The following is a 17,943-nucleotide window of genomic DNA, read 5'->3' on the forward strand; positions in this document are numbered from 1 at the left end:
CCTAGTTATCCGATCTCAACATTATCAAGCAGTTCTTCAACCACTCTTTGATGGTCAACACCATCGGCTAATGCATCGTAAGACAACGAGAATCGGTGGCCTAATACGGTTGGTAACATGGCACGCACATCGTCTAACGTGACGTGGTCACGCCCTTGTAGCCAAGCATAAGCGCGAGCACATTTATCCAATGAGATTGACGCGCGTGGGCTTGAACCAATCTCAATCCACTTTGATAGATTTGATTCTGGGTAACGTTCTGGCTTACGTGTCGCCATCACCAAAGCCACAATGTAGTTCTCAACTAAATCGGAAACGGCAATGTCTGGAAGTTGGCGGCGCGCTTCAAGCACCAATTCAGGTTCGATGTGTTGCGGTGTGACTAGCTCTGAGCTAGTTTCACTGCCAAGTTCTTCGCTGCGCACCAATCGAATGATGTCGCGTTCAGCTTCATCTTCTGGATAGTCGACCGTCACTTTCATAATGAAACGGTCCATCTGTGCTTCAGGCAGTGGATACGTACCTTCTTGCTCTACTGGGTTTTGAGTGGCTAGCACCATAAATAGATCTGGCAGAATATGAGTTTGACCACCCACCGTAATCGTCCCTTCCGCCATCGCTTCAAGCAGTGCCGCTTGCACCTTTGCAGGGGCACGGTTCACTTCATCGGCCAGAACAATGCTATTGAAAATAGGACCCGGTTGAAAGTGCAACTGAGGCTTTCCATCAAGCTCTTGATACACTTCTGTACCGGTTACATCTGATGGCAGCAGGTCAGGCGTAAACTGAATTCGACCAAAACTGGTGTTCAGTAGGTTCGCCAGCGATTTCACTGAACGAGTTTTCGCTGTACCGGGAAGTCCCTCTAAAAGCACATGCCCATTAGTCAATAACCCTATCACCAGAGCCCGAACGACGTGGCTCTGACCGATAACACTTTTCTCTGTTTGTTCAATCAGTTGGTTTATTGCTTGTTGCGCATGGTTCATAGGTCTTCCCTTAATTCAATCTGGCTGCGTACATCCTACTCACAAGCCCCATAACTATTAGTTATACACGTGATAATTGTTCATCAGCGCGATAAGTTATAAACGTGATAATTGCTCATAAGCGCGATAAGTTATAAACGTGATAATTGCTCATAAGCGCGATAATTAGTTACAAGCGAAATAAGCAGCAAGCACAATAGCCAAGCTCACCTCATCGCTTTATTTAAACTTAGCTTTCAATTGGTTAATGGCCTCCGGCGGTGCCACTTTGCTCAATGATGAAATACATTGCTCAAACGCCTTTGGTACGCCCGGTATTTGGCTGTTTCGCGCCAACACTTCACACTGGGCATACAGGTGCTGTGGGTTACGGCTAAATTGGTAAGCCTTGTGCAGTGATTGACTTGCCGCAAGCACATCAGATTTCTCCAAAGCCAATCCGTACACATACCAATATTGTGGGTCGGTTTGTGCAGTTTCAGCAGCTTGTTTAAGGTACTCCGTTGCTTGTTCGTAATCTTTCACACGAAGCAGAGATAATCCCGTGCTGTATGGTAATACACTCGATTTCGGCTGAGCTTCAATACCTTGCTTCAACGTCGACAACGCTTTTGCTTCGTTACCTTGCGCGCGATACAGATCCGCCAAGTTGGCGTAGCTGTTTTCGAAGTAAGGTTCAATCTCGATAGCACCTAAATAGAATTCAATCGCTTTATCGTGCTGGCCTAAATCTCGGTAAACATTTCCTAGATTAGTGCGTCCAAACCCTCTGTCGGCATTAAATTGCTGTATCTTAATGTACTCTTCCAATGCAGGTTTGATTTGGTCTTTCTGCAGAGGGTTCATTTCTCCCCAGTAACGCACTAATGCGCCTGCGGTTTCTGAACGAATCGACAATACAGGATCTTTCAGTAGCGGCTCTAGAATCTGCCAACGATCAGTAAATGGGAAACCAGACGAGCCTTGCACCACACCCAAACGGATCATTTCATCATCATGTTTCACCGCTCTTGCTAGCGAGATAAGCGTATTCTTACCCGTATTGCCGCCCAAACGTTCTAAGCTCGATGCACGAATGATATTGCTTAAGCTAGAGTCCTGAGCCGAGTATGCCAACGCATCCTCTGCCCCTCTGTGCCCTATTGAGTCAGCATAAAAGGCAACGGCAAAATGCTGCTGATTACGATACTTAGAATCTGGGAACCACTCACCGATTTGCTTATCTGCCCACTGGTCAGTTTGGTCTTCATGACAGCTAGTACACACGTTCGGCGTTTTAATATGTTGGCTAATATCAGGACGCGGGATATGCCAACTATGGTCACGTCTTGGGTCGACCTCCATGTAAGTCGTTTCTGGCATGTGACAAGTCGTACATTGTGAAGCTTCGGTATTCGCTTCATGGAATGTGTGCTTTTCAGGCGTGTATTCTGATGCAATGTGACATTGGCTACACACCGCTTCTTCGGCAATTTTCAGTTCTGCAGTATGTGGATCGTGACAGTTAGTACATGTGACGCCTTTTTCAGCCATCACTGATTGCAAGAAAGATCCGTAAACGTAATCTTCATCGTAGATTTGACCGTCGTTGTGGTAGAGCTCAGGAGTAATCAAACTTAGACGATACTTATCAAAGAAAGACCCGTTCACGTGGTCACCCGTTTCATTTAACTGAGTACGTCGGCTGTGGCATTGCGCACAGGTTTGAACTTGATTGGTATGGATGATGTCTTTTGGTTGCAGGGTTGAGTTGCCCTCTTGGTAGATCCACTCTTTGACCGACTTCGACAAGTCGCGATCAAAACCATAATGCGCCGAGACTTGAGCATCCTTTCCGCCGTTAGCTTTTGCTAGCTGGGCTTGTTTAACGTGCTCGCTTGCAGGGCCATGACAGGCTTCACAACCGACATTAATCTCAGACCAAGTAGTGTTATAGGTATTACTCGCGCTGTCGTAGTTTTTCTCTAGGTTCGTTGAATGGCAATCAGCACACATGAAGTTCCAGTTTTGACCGCTATTGGTCCAGTAGAATTCATCAGTGTTGGTGGTATCCGGGTAGAGGTTAAACCAACGTTGACCGCCTTCGCCCTCAGTGCGAGAGTCCCAAGCGAAAGGAATCAACTGTACTCGACCGTCTTCAAACTCAACCATGTACTGTTGTAATGGTTCAAAGGCAAAGGTATAGCTGATTTTGTAATCTTTGAATTGCCCGTCTGGGCCTTCGATATTGACCCAGAACTCTTCACCCTTGCGAAAAAATCGGTTGGGTTTACCGCCATGAGTGACCGTTTGATCGTTGAAATCGCCTAATACAGATTCATCTGTAGCGTGTTTCATCGCCATGTCATGATGAGAGCCCTGCCACGCTTCGACTTCTTCACTATGACAATCAACACAAGCTTCCGAACCGACATACGTGGCTTTAGAGCCGATAGGTAAAACATCAGAGCTAGCGTGTGAAGCTACAGAACTGAGCTTTGAAGCCTCAGTGTTGCTATTAGGATCTTGCTCGTTGGCATAGGTGCTCAAACTGAACAGCGACAACATAAGTGGAGACAAGATTACGGATAATACTGCGACTCTCTGGTGTTTCAATCCGTTCACTAGCGAGCACAACCATGCAGACATAACATTCCTTGTTTTTATACATCCTTATGCTTACTAAGGTAGACGTAAAAACGACTAAAATACAATTATTTAGTGGCAATGAGCACGATAGTTGTGATTCATATTCACGACCGGGATTTACTCATCGATATGCGCATAAAAAAAAGAGCTCCTAGGAGCTCTTTCGTGTTATCAGTTTAGCTAAGGCAATAGTTTACTTATTATGGTTCTCTTGAAGTTTCTCCATAACCTGATCCAAGCTAAAGCTTGCTGCTTTTTGGCGTGGTGGGTATTCGGCAAACGTTTCTAAGAACTCGCCTACATACGCTTGCGCAGGAACGAACATATAAGCATGGTCTAACAACCAGTCATAATAGGTATTCGAAGTAATATCTGCGTTTTCGTATGGGTCCATACGCAGGTTAAACAGCTTAGGAAGACGTAACGTCACGAACGGTTCTGACCAAATCTGCATGGTACCCGTTGCACGTTGCTCCATGAACACCGCTTTCCATTGGTTGTAACGAAGCGCCGCTAAATCGCCATCATCGGTAAAGTAGAAGATCTCTGAACGACGGCCTTTTTCTTCTTCACCCGTTAGGTAAGGAAGGAAGTTATAACCATCTAAGTGAACCTTAAACGTTTTATCACCGGCAGTATGACCTTTCAGCAATTTCTCTTTGATTTGGTCATCACCAGCAGCGGCAACGAAGGTTGGCATCCAGTCCATGTGGTGCATGATTTCATTGGATACGGTTCCAGGTTCAATCTTACCAGGCCAACGGACCATTGCTGGTACACGGTATGCGCCTTCCCAGTTAGTGTTTTTCTCACCACGGAACGGGGTTGTACCCGCATCAGGCCAAGAGTTCATGTGTGGGCCGTTATCCGTTGAGTAGAAAACGATGGTGTTGTCTTTGATTCCCAACTCATCCACTTGCTTCAATAGTTGCCCAACGTGTCGATCATGCTCAACCATACCATCAGCGTAATTACCGACACCGGTCACACCTTTACTATCGGCTTTCACGTGCGTTCTAAAGTGCATACGTGTTGCGTTCCACCAAACAAAAAATGGTTTGTCAGCTTTCACTGCGCGATCCATGAAATCAAGTGCCGCGTCTAGTGTTTCTTCATCGACCGTTTCCATACGCTTACGCGTCAGTGGACCCGTATCTTCAATATTGCCATCAGCGAATGACTTAATAACACCACGCGGACCGAACTTCTTACGAAACTCAGGATCGGTTGGGTAATCTTCATTCTCTGGTTCTTCTTCAGCATTCAGGTGGTAAAGGTTGCCAAAAAATTCGTCAAACCCGTGTGCTGTTGGAAGGAATTCATCTTTGTCGCCAAGGTGGTTTTTACCAAATTGACCTGTCATGTAACCCATAGGTTTCAGCATTTCTGCAATTGTCGCGTCTTCCGCTTGCAAGCCAATGTCTGCGCCCGGCAAACCTACTTTACTCAAACCTGTTCGTAATACACTTTGTCCCGTAATAAAGGTAGAGCGACCCGCAGTACACGATTGTTCAGCGTAATAATCGGTAAACATCATCCCTTCTTTGGCGATGCTATCAATATTGGGCGTTTTGTAACCCATTAAACCAAAGGTGTACGCGCTAACATTAGACTGTCCAATATCATCCCCCCAAATCACGAGAATATTTGGTTTTTCAGCTGCGAATGTGGTGGTGGAAGCCGCCATCATCGCCGTACCCAAAATTGCTAAACGACGCTTAACGCCATATTTCGCTGTCATAGAAACCTCTTCGTAAGTTATTTGCATCCTGCCCTACAACGTATAGTCCATTTTTTAAGCATGCGCGAGGTTCGCTAAGCTATTAATCTTTTTGTCATTTTTTATTCAGATACAGGTGCAGAAGTTATCGATAAGGTTTACGGCGACAAACATGATAAGGATCACACATGTTATCTAAGGGTTTCTGGTAACCATCAGCCTAAATTCAATTTAATCAGCAAGTTAACCATACATCATAACGATTGGTTATAAGCACTATAAAAGGACGTAACGGAATTTTGAGAATAACATTTACTCATCGATGCGTTGTTCTAACGCATTAATCTTAAAAGTGAATCGGAGTCCTTATGGGTACTAAAATTAATAAACTAGCATTAGGTGTTGGCTTATTAGCAGCTTCTTCAGCGGCAACAGCAGCAGAAAAACCAAACATTCTTGCTATCTGGGGTGATGACATTGGTGTATTCAACATCAGTGCATACAACAACGGTATGATGGGTTACGAAACACCTAACATCGACCGTATTGCTAACGAAGGCGCACTATTTACTGACCACTACGGTCAACAATCGTGTACTGCTGGTCGTGCTGCATTCCTAACCGGTCAAGAACCTTTCCGTACTGGTCTATTGACTATCGGCATGCCAGGTTCGGACCACGGTATCCCTGATTGGGCTCCAACGATCGCAGACCTTCTTAAAGAACAAGGCTACATGACAGCTCAGTTCGGTAAGAACCACATGGGTGACCAAGACAAACACCTTCCAACGAACCACGGTTTTGACCAGTTCTTCGGTAACCTGTACCACCTAAACGCGGAAGAAGAGCCAGAGACTTACTACTACCCTAAAGATCCTGAGTTCCGTAAGAACTTTGGCCCTCGTGGTGTAATCAAATCGACTTCTGACGGTAAGATTGAAGATACAGGCCCTATGACGCGTAAGCGTATGGAGCATGCGGATGAAGAGTTCCTAGAAGAATCTCTAGCATTCATGGAAAAAGCAGTGAAAGCTGACAAACCATTCTTCATTTGGCACAACACGACTCGTATGCACGTGTGGACTCGTCTACAAGAAAAATACCAAGGCGCATCTGGTATCAGCATCTACGCTGATGGCATGTTAGAGCACGATGACCAAGTGGGTATCCTTCTAGACAAGCTTGATGAGCTTAAAATCGCAGACAACACTATCGTCATCTACTCGACCGATAACGGTGCAGAAACGGTATCTTGGCCTGATGGTGGTGCTACTTACTTCCACGGTGAAAAAGGTACAACGTACGAAGGCGGTATGCGTGTTCCTCAGCTAGTTCGCTGGCCTGGCACTATCAAACCGGGAACTAAGATCAACGATATCATGGGGCACCAAGACTGGATCCCTACTCTACTAGCAGCCGCTGGTGATGATAAAGTGGTTGAGAAACTTGCGTCTGATAAAGGTGCAACTTACAACGGTAAAAACTGGCGTGTTCACCTAGATGGTTACAACTTCCTACCTTACTTCCAAGGCAAAGAAGAGAAAGGCCCTCGTGACAGCATGCTTTACTTCTCTGCTAACGCTGAGCTAAACGCAGTTCGTTGGAATGACTTCAAGATTTCGTTCGCAGTAATGGACGGTAACATTGTTGATGCAGTTCGCTTCCAACCAAACTGGCCTCAAGTTGTTCATCTACGTGCTGACCCATTCGAAAAAGCACCACACGAATCGGGCATGTACCTACGCTGGATGGCAGACAACATGTGGTTATTCGTACCAGTAGGCGGCAAAGTACAAGAGTTCATGAACACGCTACCTGACTATCCTATGCAGCAAAGCCAAGTGTTGAACCCTGGTAACTTCAACCAAAATGCTTACATGCTTCAAGGTAAACTTAAGCAATTAGAAGCGGCAGCAGCGCAAGCTAAATAAGTCCTTCTAGACCATGTAATTCAAGCAGTTTAGAAAGTACATGATGTAATACCAAAGCCGTGGTCACTCTATGCAGTTACCACGGTTTTTCTACGTCTGGCACTTGTTTTCTGTATCTGCATCAGTATCTGTATCTGTATCTGTATCTGTATCTGTATCTGTATCTTAAAAATCCGAGTTTTATACAACAAGGTCTTTTCGAATTGACCGTTAGGTCACTAACTTACCCTACGTAACGCGTTGTTTCTAACGATCCCTGTTCCTTGCCATTCAACGATTCAATGACTTCATCTTTCTCCTATCCTCTTGTTACACCATCTTCTTGCAACATCACCACTATGAAACTAAGTTTATAAATATGCACCTCTCATCCACAGGGTGAATAAGGTTTAAATCAGAAGGATTCTGACTTGCCAAAATTATCTAAACTAGATGGAACTAATACTATGAAAACGCCATATTTAGCAGTAATAAGCATCACTGTCATTTGCGTTTCAATAGGCCTACTGGTTTATGACGCCGCTTCTTTAAAGATGCACGCCTCATTTGAGCACCAAGAAAATCACTCTCATGCAAACGACCATGATGATTCATACTCTTCAGAACACGACTCAAACACAGACTCAAACACAGAGTCACAAGATGCCCAACAAGCGGCATTTCCAGATCAACAAATCTTCCCAATTCCAGATTCGACCGAGATTAACAATGAACTTGCCAAGATAGGTTGGGCGCTATTCAAAGACCCTAACTTATCGTCGAACCGAAGTGTCAGCTGTGAAAGTTGTCATAGTCTACAAACCAATGGCGCCGAAGTGACTCCTGTTTCCATTGGCGTAAATGGAGCGGGAATGCGAAATTCACTCACCGTTTTTAACGCTGCCTTTAACTACCGATTTTTTTGGGATGGTCGGGTGAATAACCTTGGCGATCAAATCGATGGTCCAGTACACAACGTTGACGAAATGGATTCAAACTGGAAACACATTACGGACTATGTCTCTCAATCGGAGACTTACATCAGCCTATTCAAAGAACAATCGACAACCATCAACGAAGCTTCGATTAAGGCTGCACTTATTGAGTTCATGCAAGGGCTAACCACGCCTGATTCTCCTTTCGACCAGTACTTGCGAGGCGATCATTCAGCGTTGTCTGATAAGGCCAAGCGAGGCTGGGAGGCCTTTCAAGAACAAGGCTGCATTCGTTGTCACCAAGGTACCAATATTGGTGGAGGCATGGTGATGCGATTTGGCTATTTTGGATTATCAAAAACGGGCTCAGAACGAAGTGAAGACCAAGGTCGATTTATGTTTACAGGACAACCACAAGACAAGCACCTCTTCCGTGTCGCCAGTTTAAGAAACGTGGCGATCACTGCCCCCTATTTTCATGATGGTCAAACTGAAACGTTAGAGGAAGCCATCAAAATCATGGGTGAAAGCCAACTCGGTAAAACGTTTGAAAAGCAAACCATTAGTGAGATTAAAACATTTCTAGAAACCTTAACGGGCAGCCGCCCTCAGATGTTAGTGGAGTTTGAAAATGAATAAAATCAGACTCATCTTTTTGCTGTTTTTCTCGCTATTCTTGGCTTTGGTTAGCTTAATTATATTGACCTACTCTGAACACGAGAAAGTATCGGAATATGGAGAATCTGTTCGAGAGCTGGGGCATGAAGTTTTAGAAATGCGCGATCAGATAACCAACGCTGCTCTCGCTGACATTTCGAACCCTTACCAAATATCGGCTGATTTAGTCAGACTAGAAATAGAACTGCAAGAGCTCAAGGATAGCTATAAGGGGGAAAGCATCCACTCAACGTTCTTTCAAGACTTACAAACCACCCAATTACTTGAGCATTTCCACAAGGCCTCGATAGCCAATGTCGATACGCTCGACAAGCTCGTCGGGTGAGTGTCGCTCGTCAGTTCATACTGCAATCCCTAACGCTGCAACTCATTGATAGTCATTCAGCAAACCATCGAGAAGCAGCAAGGGGACATGATTCAGAAAAACTAAATGTTCTCTCTACACCGGAGCTCAACATTCAAAGTGAGTTACTTGCTAGTGTGTTATTTTCAGGGAGCCAAATTCAACATCAAGAGATTAGCTCAGAGTTGGCGGACCTGTCTAAAACGTTCGCTGAACTCAATCAGCAACAAAAGGTACTGTTATCTCAAGTTCTTTCGGTGCATAACATGGAGTATCTTGAGCAAATTGAACATCAATTCACCGACCTTCAAGACCAACTAGAAGGCGTGATTGTCAAACTTATCATCACACTCGCGCTATTAACCTTCGCTTTCTCGTTCGCCATATTTATCTTCCGAGTCTTTGAATTAAAACGAAACAACCTTGCCTATCAAGAAGCCGCAGACAAAGCAGAAAAAGCCAACGAAGCGAAGTCCTTATTCCTTGCCACCATGAGTCACGAGCTAAGAACGCCGATGAATGGCGTACTAGGTATCGCTCAAATAATCAAAGAGGACTCGCAAAGCGCCGATACCCGTCAACAAGCACAGATCATCATCGATTCAGGCCAGCATCTTGTCACCATATTGAATGATATTCTTGACTTTTCTAAGGTTGAGCAAGGAAAAATGGAGCTTGAATATAGCCCTTTCTCAGTGGCAGATGTGGTGACACATCTTGATAAAACCTTGACGCCTCTTGCAGAAGACAAAGGCCTCGCTTTTACCATTAAAGATAACATCCCTACCCATATTCAGTTGATTGGTGACTCTGCACGTACACGTCAGATCTTATTTAATTTAGCAGGGAATGCCGTCAAATTTACTGAGTCAGGAAAGGTTGAAGTGGAATTCTTGATTGCACCAACCACCCCACCAAGCGTGAATATCTTAGTGACTGATACAGGTATTGGCATCGCAGAAGACAAGACCGACCATATATTCACGGCATTTGAACAAGCCGAGATCTCAACGACCCGTAAGTTTGGCGGGACAGGATTAGGGCTTTCCATTGTTAAGCAGTTAGTCGAACTGATGGGTGGCACCATCACGGTTACCAGCCGGCTTAATTTCGGCACTCGATTTGCTATCTCGCTTCCGCTTGAAATGCACGAACTTGAAGAACAAGTCATCGATCAAACGCCAACCAAAACCAATAAGACTCTCGATGACTTCTCAGTATTGTTAGTCGAAGACAACAAGATCAACGCAATGGTGATTAGGAAGTTCTGTGAATCTATCAACTTAACGGTTGAGAACGCCTACGACGGTTTACAAGCCTTAGATAAATTAGTTTCAAACCAATATGACCTGATCATCATGGATAACCACATGCCGAACATGAGCGGCATTGAAGCGATTCAAAAAATTCGTAACGAACTCAAGCTGACTACCGTAGTTTTCGCATGCACAGCCGACGTATTTAAAGAAGCACACGATGAATTTATCATGTCAGGGGCTGATTTTGTTCTCACCAAACCATTACAGAAAAACAGCTTACAAAACGCCATCAATGAGTTTCATGATCAATTTGAGGGTAACCGACATAACTTGGCTAACGAACATAACCTTTTAACCAAAGGTGCAAGCAACATCACCATGTTAACGCGTCATCCCCAAAATAAACTGCCACTCACAGAAGAAGAACTGTCGCGTAGCCAAGTATTGGCACAAGATGATCTCAAATCAGACGAGAAGCTCAAATGCTTAACGTCTCTCGTTGATGAGCTAGAAAACGAAATCGATGAGTTGATAGAGCTATTTTCGGACGCTAAACAGGATGACCTCTCCAGAACATTGAAGGCGGTTAAAGAGATTGCCGCAAGATATGAAATGAACGAAGTACTTGAACTCGCGAGCTCAGCCGAACAGATAGCCGATCAACACGTCATGCCAGAAGCCGAGTTGCTCCAACAACTGATCAACCGCCTGATGGTCAATAGCCATCAAGCTACGCGCCTAATAAACAAGCTCAATCAACAACGTAAAACGGGCTAAGTGAGATATCACATGACATGGAACTTTAATTTACCCAATACGCGATCAAATATGCTCTTAGCCCTTGGTGCAACCATCATTTTCGCCGTCGATTGTCATGTACCTTTAGGCATTGCTATGGCCGTTCCCTACGTTACGATAGTATTGCTGGCGGCAACAACGAAAGATCCAACCTCCACAGTCATGTGGGCTATCACCTGCACCTTGCTTACGCTCATTGGCTACTACCTATCTAGTGCGGGCAGTGAAACCTGGTTCGTCGCCTTCAACCGAGTGATTACGATTTATGCCATTTGGGTATCTGCTCTCGTTCCTATGTATATCACTCTGCAGTCGCTTCGAAGCGCTCAAGAGAGCGATTTAGATAATCCAGAAGAGAAAACGTTGAGGCCACACCATAATACGAACGAAAAAAACACGTTTCGTACGTTCAAGAATTAGGCTTAGGTTAAGTTTCGGTGAATTTTACCAAATCGAGACAAGGTAACTTGAAATACTTCGTTCTGCATGAGATTGTAATTTAACTATCCATAAACAACTGTATGATTATGAAAACATTACAATCCATCGCGCTGCTTTCCACAATTATCGTAGCACCACACGTGTTAGCTGACGTTGAGATCCAAGTTCCATCAAGTGTTGATATTCTAGCGGTCAACGAAGCTAAGCCAGATCTCGATGGTAGCTTATTCTCTTCTTATAAAACGCTAACCGTTCCAGACGGTCAAAATCAAATCGTATTCCAATATCAACTTGCTTTTGATAAAGGCAACGATCGTGAGTTCATTGATAGCGACGCTATTATTGCAACCTTTAGCGCGACTGACGCCGCATTAACGTTTGATATGCCTAAATACCGTAATACAGCTGAAGCAAAGAAAGGCTTGGAGAAGCTAGATTGGAAATTGGTTGATGAGAACCAAAACGCAATCAGTGTTAAGCAAGACAAGCTAATCAAAGACGGCATGCAGATTGGTCGTAAATACCCTCAAGAAGCTAAAGAATACAACCAAAAAGGCGGCATCGCAGCACTTACACTAGGTGCTAGCGCGGGTGCAGCGGCTGCTGTAGTACAACCCGTAACGCTTCCAGCAAAGATTGACGGAAATACGGCGACTACAGCTGAAGAAATGTTGTATTTCTGGTACGAAAAAGCGGATGCTGAAACCAAGCAGAAATTCAAAGACTACGTGAACAAGTAGCTCAATGGTCTTAATTTAAAAAAAAGAAGCTGGCGCACTGCCAGCTTCTTTTTTGTCTTCATCTAGATGATTTAGGCTTATATAGATTAAGCAGACTCAGTCGATAACACTTTTCCATCTACTTTTGTTGGCCATCCTAGCGCTTTGTATTCTGCAGCCAGTAAGTGCGCACAGCGGCTAGAAACCGTTGTTTTAATCCAATCACCAAGCCCCAATACTTTATATTCCAATACAGCCATTTTCATAACAATTCTATTCCGCTCTAATTCAATTTATAAATCTAGACTGAACATTATAGATGTTCTCTTGTAATGTATGTTCCTAAAAGAACACTGTGCATAATTTTTTGAAATATCTAATAAACACTGAAAATCTAGTAATCCAAACGTTAGCTCGTAGTGTTAAAGATTCATGCCTTAATTTCAGCAACAGGATCTCGTATCATCAAATTCATCGGTGAAATATGCTCATACAAGCCCTTAACATCGGTGATAAACACCTTTCCTCTTTGTATCTTAACCAAGCCTTGCTGCTCTATCCCTTTAAGAACTTCGTTTAGCCTAGGTCTTGATATGCCAGTTATCGAACTCAATTGAATTTGTGAAATATTAATGCTGACGGTTGCCCCCGCGATATTGGTCTGGCGTGCCGCAAGTTCCAACAAGACGTAAATGGTTTTCTGCTCTTTTTCATGAATCGAGGATAAGTAAGCCTGCATCCAAATAGATTGCGCTTTGGTTCCACAGTGAAGTAGCCATTTGTAAACCATGCACTTCCGCTCTGCGAGCTCTAATACCTTACTTGCAGGAAAAAGTACCATAGTGATAGGCTCGACTTCTTCTGCCACTGCAAAGAGGTTGTAGTCAGCATGTATAGACAAAGCACCCATCCAATCTCCCCTTCCAATAACACCACCAGATAAGCTTTTCATGTTTTCTGTAGAAAAACAGATTCCAGCGGAGCCACTTAAAATATAAAAGACGCCGGGCAAATTCTGAAACTTTTTTGTAATCTCAAAGCTGTCGACACCCGATTTAAAAATGGCAATATCAAGCAAGCTTTCTATCAAGTCCGCAGACAATTCACACGGCCATTGTATTTGTTCACTGATTGTTGGATCTAACAACAGTTTGTTCCTCCTCAGACAATCTCTGTGTCTGCTTTTATACGCTTATGCTTATGCTTATGCTTAAGTTGATCTCTATTTCAATACAGCGTGACACTGTATATCTACACCTCGTTTAAATGTAGTTCATTAAAGCTTAAGACAAGATGTTTTTACCCAAATAAAATCATATTTCTTAATGTCTTAAGCCACTTATCTAGCTCAGAACCCGCTTGAGAACCAAAATAAAAACGACCAATACTTGTTGGCCGTTTAAGCTTTCTAAATCGCAGAATGCCGAGAGCTCGTTCGCATTCACCTATACCCTAAACTTCGCCTTTAGCTTCATACTGAAACTTTTAACTTTTGACTTTTGACTTAAGCGAGATACGCCAAAACAACATCACGATATTGCTGTTTCAATGATTCTTCAATAAAGCTCGCTTCTATTGCATTTAAAGTAAATTGAGCAAGCTCTTGCTCCGTCATCTCATGAGCTAAGCTCACCGCGTTAAAGTTATCCGACATATAACCACCAAAGTATGCAGGGTCGTCCGAGTTAATCGTCACCGCTACGCCTCGTCTTAACAGCTCAACAATATTGTGGTCTTCCATCTCATCGAATACACGCAATTTAATATTAGACAGTGGGCACACGGTCAGCGGCATTTTGGTTTCAATCAATTCGGCTATCAGAACTTCGTCGGTCATACACTGCACACCATGATCCACTCGGCTCACGCTGAGCATTTCAATCGCATCGACAATATTTTGAGCAGGCCCTTCTTCTCCTGCATGCGCCACCGTTAAGAAACCCGCTTGTTTTGCCTGTTGGAATACACGCTTGAACTTCTCTGGTGGGTGTCCTAATTCGGAAGAATCAAGCCCAACCCCGACGATCTTGTCTTGATGCTGCAACACATCGGCGAACGTTCGAATGGCGCTCTCTTCAGATAAATGACGCAGAAAACATGCGATGATTTGAGATGTGATGCCCAACTCTTTATGACCCTGTTCAAGCGCACGATGAATGCCGTTAATAGCGGTGTCGAATGCAATGCCACGATCGGTATGTGTCTGAGGGTCAAAGAAAATTTCAGTATGGATAACATTGTCGGCTTTACAGCGTTCTAGATAAGCCCATGTTAAGTCGTAGAAATCCTGTTCTGTGCGCAGTGCATCAGCACCTTGATAATAGATATCCAGAAATGACTGTAAATCATCAAATTCGTATGCGCGTCTTAGCTGCTCTGGGGACGAATAAGGCAGATCAATGCCGTTGCGTTGAGCAAGTTGGAAAAGTAACTCAGGTTCGAGCGAACCTTCAATGTGTAAATGCAACTCTACTTTTGGAAGCCCTTGAATAAATGCGTTCATATTTCACCTACTATGGATTTTAGGTGTGCACTTACTCTGAATAATAGACAGGAGGTTTTCTTGAACGCCATTACAAAGAGTAAGAACACAATTGTGATCTAAACCCTTCGTAATCAGCACTTTGCGGGAGCTGGTAGAGACCCCCAAACCATATCATTGGGGTTATACGAAGCAAACGGTTGCTACTATACAGAGTTCAGTGTGAATTTCACTAATCGTTTCTCCATAAAACTAATAAATTACTCAGTAGCATTTAAGAATACTCGCCACACTTTATTCCGAACATCATTCTAACATTAGGTTGACACACTTTAGCTATTGCCGCTACTTTGTCTAAAACCATAAAAGACGGTCAATATGAAAGATAACCAATTCGCGAGCTTTGAGGATCTCCTCTCTCACCAAACCAACACTTTGACCGCATGCCAACCCAAAGATTTCGATAGCACTTTTTTCTTACTGGCAAGAGAAGCGCTCGCTTGGTTTAAGCTCGACAGACTTACCCTGTTTCCAAACTCAATGATTCTTCTGGATACAGGAAAAAGTATTTCCGTATCCCAAACAGATACTCCAGCGCTTGAAATGGAACGCTTTCTAAAAGGCAATTATCTTGATTACCTAAAGCTTTTACGTTCAAAAGAGTGTTGGCAGTTGTTCCCTGAGGAAACACTAAAGAACCATAAACTCGACCCGTTACGTGTACTTTATGAAGAAGGTGCTCATTGGCATAGGATTGTAAGCCTTTCGCTGTTTGGTCAACAGTGGGGAGCGATCGGCTTCTCACGGTTCAGTCGTTACGATAAGCCAATTGAAGAGGCTGACATGAAGCGAATCAAATTGCTGAGTGACATCTGGCTCTGTTTTTGGCAGCACTCCAAAATGACTCGTAGTGTCACCAGCGATGAAACCAATAATATTAACGAGAGTGAAAAGCTATTATTGCTGACCAAAAGGCAGTGTGCAGTTCTAACTCAATTGGCACAAGGTTACACCGCAAAGCAATGTGCGGAGATCCTCTTTTTAAGCCCTAGAACCATTGAGTCACACAAATACCGCATGTTGGATATTTTGGAACTCGACAACCATACCGAACTGATTCAATTTGCGCTGCGCAATGGTTTCGGTATCGACAACAAATAACGCTATATTCGTATAAAAGCCCTAAAAAGCAATGATTTAAGGGCTTTGTTTAATCACTATCTTATTGGCCAATTTCAACTAAACTGAGTTAAGTCACTCTCAACGATAATCCGGTCGAATTCTCGACATCAGTAACACATCGATGTACTTACCCGCTTTGAACGTACTCAGCCTTTTTGTTCCTTCTAACTGAAAACCTACACGTTCATACAAAGCAATAGCGGCGTGGTTGTCAGCATGAACCTCTAACTCAAGACGCACGAGGTTAAGCCAGTTATCCGCCTGATTGATCGCTTCTTGCATTAACGCCTTACCGACCCCTTTACCATGCATATCCGGGTGAATAGCAATACCAAGACCAGCGCAATGTCTGTCTCTCACCTTGGTGGTCATGAATAAAGTAATGTGGCCCACTACTTTACCGGATACTTCCGCAACCAGAGTGAAATGGTCTGAATGGCCAAACAGTCGCTCCACTTGATCAGAACTAAGATAAGGCTTTTGTGAGGTATTTTCTGAAACTGACGAGTGTCGATAAATATCAAAAATATCTTGGTTATCGGTGGGTTCAAGATGTCTAATTTGTATTTCCAAAGCGCTTCCTTATCATATTATTTTTGTCCATAAGCTAATTTTCATATTACGGATAGCAACGGGCACCTACAACCTTTAAAGATGTAAGTGCCCGAAATAATTAAATAAATAGAAAGACTGAACTTTAACTTCTGCTTTGATGAGTATTTTTAACATAGTGTGAATATCAGAATTTATAATCCACACCCACACTCGCTAATACTTGCTCGGAGTTATAGAAATCGGTATTAGAATCTATGCTTCTTAAGCCCAATAAAGTAATGAATGCCCAATCTTTATAGCCCATCAAACCACCAAACTCATACGCTAAAAAAGCACCGTATTCGTTCTCTTCACGCGCTTTTCCATAGATTGGGTTCGCTTCATCGTACTGACGATCATGTGCATCCAACGTGACAACAAAACCGTGGCGGCCAATCTTCTTGGCGTAGTTTAATTCAATACCGTAACTATCAAAGCTAAACGCTCCGCCTTCCGCATCAGAGTGGAAATACACCATGGATGGAACGAACACACCCGCTTGGTTAGCTAAGATGAAAGGGTATCCTGCTTTGGCATACACATAGGTTCGTTCCCTATTAAGCAGTGCTATCTCTTCAGCAGATAGCCCCAATGAAGTCCCAGACAGCTCATCATCAACGTCGGACTCACCAATCGCGAAATCCGTTCGAAAGCCAGTGCCGCCTATGTTGGTCATTTGCAATCGCCCAACATTACCTTTTAAATCGGTTTCGTTTCGATTAACGCCAACCGCGTAAGGATCAGACCAAGCCTTACCCGAGACAAGCGTAGGAAGAACAGAAAAATCCAATATGGTGCCACCAGAAAGTTGATATCGATAACCGATCTCAAACGCAATGGTACCTGTTGCAATATCCTCTCGTGTTGTACCCGCATACACTTGGTGAGTCAGCGATTCGCCAAAAGTATATTGAACAGTACCCAAAAAGCCGAGTAGCCCTTGGTTTTCACTCTCCCCTTCCTGGGTGTTGGTGGCTTGATTCGAATCTTGTTCAGTACTCAAATTACTACTGTCAGAGTAGAAACCGGCCAATACACTGAAGTTACCACTGAAGCCTTCCGTTGGTGCAAGGCCACTATAAGCTGGCATTGAAGCGAATGCCGAAAATACAACTGGTAAAACAAACCTCATATTCACATCCATTAATTGAATAATCACCCGTTAACTATATGTATTAAATTGAAATTATAACAACTATTTAACGGAGACATTTATTCAACTGACGAATTGGGTATCTAAAAAATAGGTTCAAAGGTGCAATAAG

The 17,943-nt window shown here is 43.6% G+C and carries 13 protein-coding genes, 1 pseudogene and 1 riboswitch; of the genes and pseudogenes, 6 read left to right on the top strand and 8 right to left on the bottom strand.

Annotated elements, in window-relative coordinates; all coding sequences use genetic code 11:
• Nucleotides 1-5: 5 nt before the first annotated feature.
• From NX845_RS04980 to NX845_RS04990, 3 genes are all read right to left on the bottom strand, one after another.
• The gene (locus tag NX845_RS04980; protein WP_017094550.1) at nt 6-989 is read right to left on the bottom strand and encodes a MoxR family ATPase; all 984 of its coding nucleotides are present in this window, start codon (nt 987-989) and stop codon (nt 6-8) included.
• 219 nt (nt 990-1,208) lie between these two features.
• Nucleotides 1,209-3,617, bottom strand: a complete 2,409-nt coding sequence (locus NX845_RS04985) for a tetratricopeptide repeat protein (RefSeq protein ID WP_215514940.1) — start codon at nt 3,615-3,617, stop codon at nt 1,209-1,211.
• Between the two features lie 193 nt (nt 3,618-3,810).
• Nucleotides 3,811-5,358, bottom strand: a complete 1,548-nt coding sequence (locus NX845_RS04990) for an arylsulfatase (RefSeq protein ID WP_102556009.1) — start codon at nt 5,356-5,358, stop codon at nt 3,811-3,813.
• 347 nt (nt 5,359-5,705) lie between these two features.
• Here NX845_RS04990 and NX845_RS04995 point away from each other — a divergent pair, with 347 nt between their 5' ends.
• From NX845_RS04995 to NX845_RS05015, 5 genes and pseudogenes are all read left to right on the top strand, one after another.
• Nucleotides 5,706-7,268, top strand: a complete 1,563-nt coding sequence (locus tag NX845_RS04995; RefSeq protein ID WP_004730480.1) for an arylsulfatase — start codon at nt 5,706-5,708, stop codon at nt 7,266-7,268.
• A gap of 446 nt (nt 7,269-7,714) precedes the next feature.
• Nucleotides 7,715-8,821 carry a cytochrome-c peroxidase gene (locus NX845_RS05000; protein WP_260256592.1) on the top strand — a complete coding sequence of 369 codons (1,107 nt, stop codon included), beginning with the start codon at nt 7,715-7,717 and terminating at the stop codon, nt 8,819-8,821.
• A pseudogene (locus NX845_RS05005) lies at nt 8,814-11,239 on the top strand (ATP-binding protein). The gene NX845_RS05000 and the pseudogene NX845_RS05005 overlap by 8 nt, the downstream one beginning before the upstream one ends.
• Before the next feature lie 12 nt (nt 11,240-11,251).
• Nucleotides 11,252-11,680 carry a hypothetical protein gene (locus NX845_RS05010; RefSeq protein ID WP_260256593.1) on the top strand — a complete coding sequence of 143 codons (429 nt, stop codon included), beginning with the start codon at nt 11,252-11,254 and terminating at the stop codon, nt 11,678-11,680.
• A 107-nt stretch (nt 11,681-11,787) separates the two neighbouring features.
• Entirely contained in the window at nt 11,788-12,441 is a 654-nt protein-coding gene (locus NX845_RS05015) for a DUF2057 family protein (RefSeq protein ID WP_182795461.1), read from the top strand.
• 86 nt (nt 12,442-12,527) lie between these two features.
• Here NX845_RS05015 and NX845_RS05020 read toward each other — a convergent pair whose 3' ends face one another.
• From NX845_RS05020 to NX845_RS05030, 3 genes are all read right to left on the bottom strand, one after another.
• The gene (locus NX845_RS05020) at nt 12,528-12,686 is read right to left on the bottom strand and encodes a hypothetical protein (protein WP_004730469.1); all 159 of its coding nucleotides are present in this window, start codon (nt 12,684-12,686) and stop codon (nt 12,528-12,530) included.
• A gap of 164 nt (nt 12,687-12,850) precedes the next feature.
• Complete coding sequence (locus NX845_RS05025; protein ID WP_017094557.1) at nt 12,851-13,567, bottom strand: Crp/Fnr family transcriptional regulator; 717 nt, start codon at nt 13,565-13,567, stop codon at nt 12,851-12,853.
• Between the two features lie 357 nt (nt 13,568-13,924).
• On the bottom strand, nt 13,925-14,923 hold the full coding sequence (locus NX845_RS05030) for an adenosine deaminase (protein WP_260256594.1): 999 nt from the start codon (nt 14,921-14,923) through the stop codon (nt 13,925-13,927).
• A 90-nt stretch (nt 14,924-15,013) separates the two neighbouring features.
• Nucleotides 15,014-15,113, bottom strand: a riboswitch (purine riboswitch).
• A 167-nt stretch (nt 15,114-15,280) separates the two neighbouring features.
• On the opposite strand from NX845_RS05030, the gene NX845_RS05035 reads away from it, so the two are divergent.
• Complete coding sequence (locus NX845_RS05035; RefSeq protein WP_260256595.1) at nt 15,281-16,063, top strand: response regulator transcription factor; 783 nt, start codon at nt 15,281-15,283, stop codon at nt 16,061-16,063.
• Between the two features lie 99 nt (nt 16,064-16,162).
• Here the strand turns inward: NX845_RS05035 and NX845_RS05040 are convergent, their stop codons facing one another.
• The gene (locus NX845_RS05040) at nt 16,163-16,657 is read right to left on the bottom strand and encodes a GNAT family N-acetyltransferase (protein WP_260256596.1); all 495 of its coding nucleotides are present in this window, start codon (nt 16,655-16,657) and stop codon (nt 16,163-16,165) included.
• A 166-nt stretch (nt 16,658-16,823) separates the two neighbouring features.
• Nucleotides 16,824-17,810, bottom strand: coding sequence for a DUF2860 family protein (locus NX845_RS05045; protein WP_102456490.1), 987 nt, complete (start codon nt 17,808-17,810; stop codon nt 16,824-16,826).
• Nucleotides 17,811-17,943 lie beyond the last annotated feature (133 nt).

It is taken from the genome of Vibrio sp. NC2, assembly GCF_025195005.1.
Classification (GTDB): Bacteria; Pseudomonadota; Gammaproteobacteria; order Enterobacterales; family Vibrionaceae; genus Vibrio; species Vibrio splendidus.

Bases quoted from the DNA above. Each gene is read 5' to 3' on its own strand.
- NX845_RS04990 (WP_102556009.1), bottom strand. From the start codon at position 5,358: ATGACAGCGAAATATGGCGTTAAGCGTCGTTTAGCAATTTTGGGTACG.
- NX845_RS04980 (WP_017094550.1), bottom strand. From the start codon at position 989: ATGAACCATGCGCAACAAGCAATAAACCAACTGATTGAACAAACAGAG.
- NX845_RS05020 (WP_004730469.1), bottom strand. From the start codon at position 12,686: ATGAAAATGGCTGTATTGGAATATAAAGTATTGGGGCTTGGTGATTGG.
- NX845_RS04985 (WP_215514940.1), bottom strand. From the start codon at position 3,617: ATGTCTGCATGGTTGTGCTCGCTAGTGAACGGATTGAAACACCAGAGA.
- NX845_RS05035 (WP_260256595.1), top strand. From the start codon at position 15,281: ATGAAAGATAACCAATTCGCGAGCTTTGAGGATCTCCTCTCTCACCAA.
- NX845_RS04995 (WP_004730480.1), top strand. From the start codon at position 5,706: ATGGGTACTAAAATTAATAAACTAGCATTAGGTGTTGGCTTATTAGCA.
- NX845_RS05015 (WP_182795461.1), top strand. From the start codon at position 11,788: ATGAAAACATTACAATCCATCGCGCTGCTTTCCACAATTATCGTAGCA.
- NX845_RS05045 (WP_102456490.1), bottom strand. From the start codon at position 17,810: ATGAGGTTTGTTTTACCAGTTGTATTTTCGGCATTCGCTTCAATGCCA.
- NX845_RS05010 (WP_260256593.1), top strand. From the start codon at position 11,252: ATGACATGGAACTTTAATTTACCCAATACGCGATCAAATATGCTCTTA.
- NX845_RS05030 (WP_260256594.1), bottom strand. From the start codon at position 14,923: ATGAACGCATTTATTCAAGGGCTTCCAAAAGTAGAGTTGCATTTACAC.
- NX845_RS05000 (WP_260256592.1), top strand. From the start codon at position 7,715: ATGAAAACGCCATATTTAGCAGTAATAAGCATCACTGTCATTTGCGTT.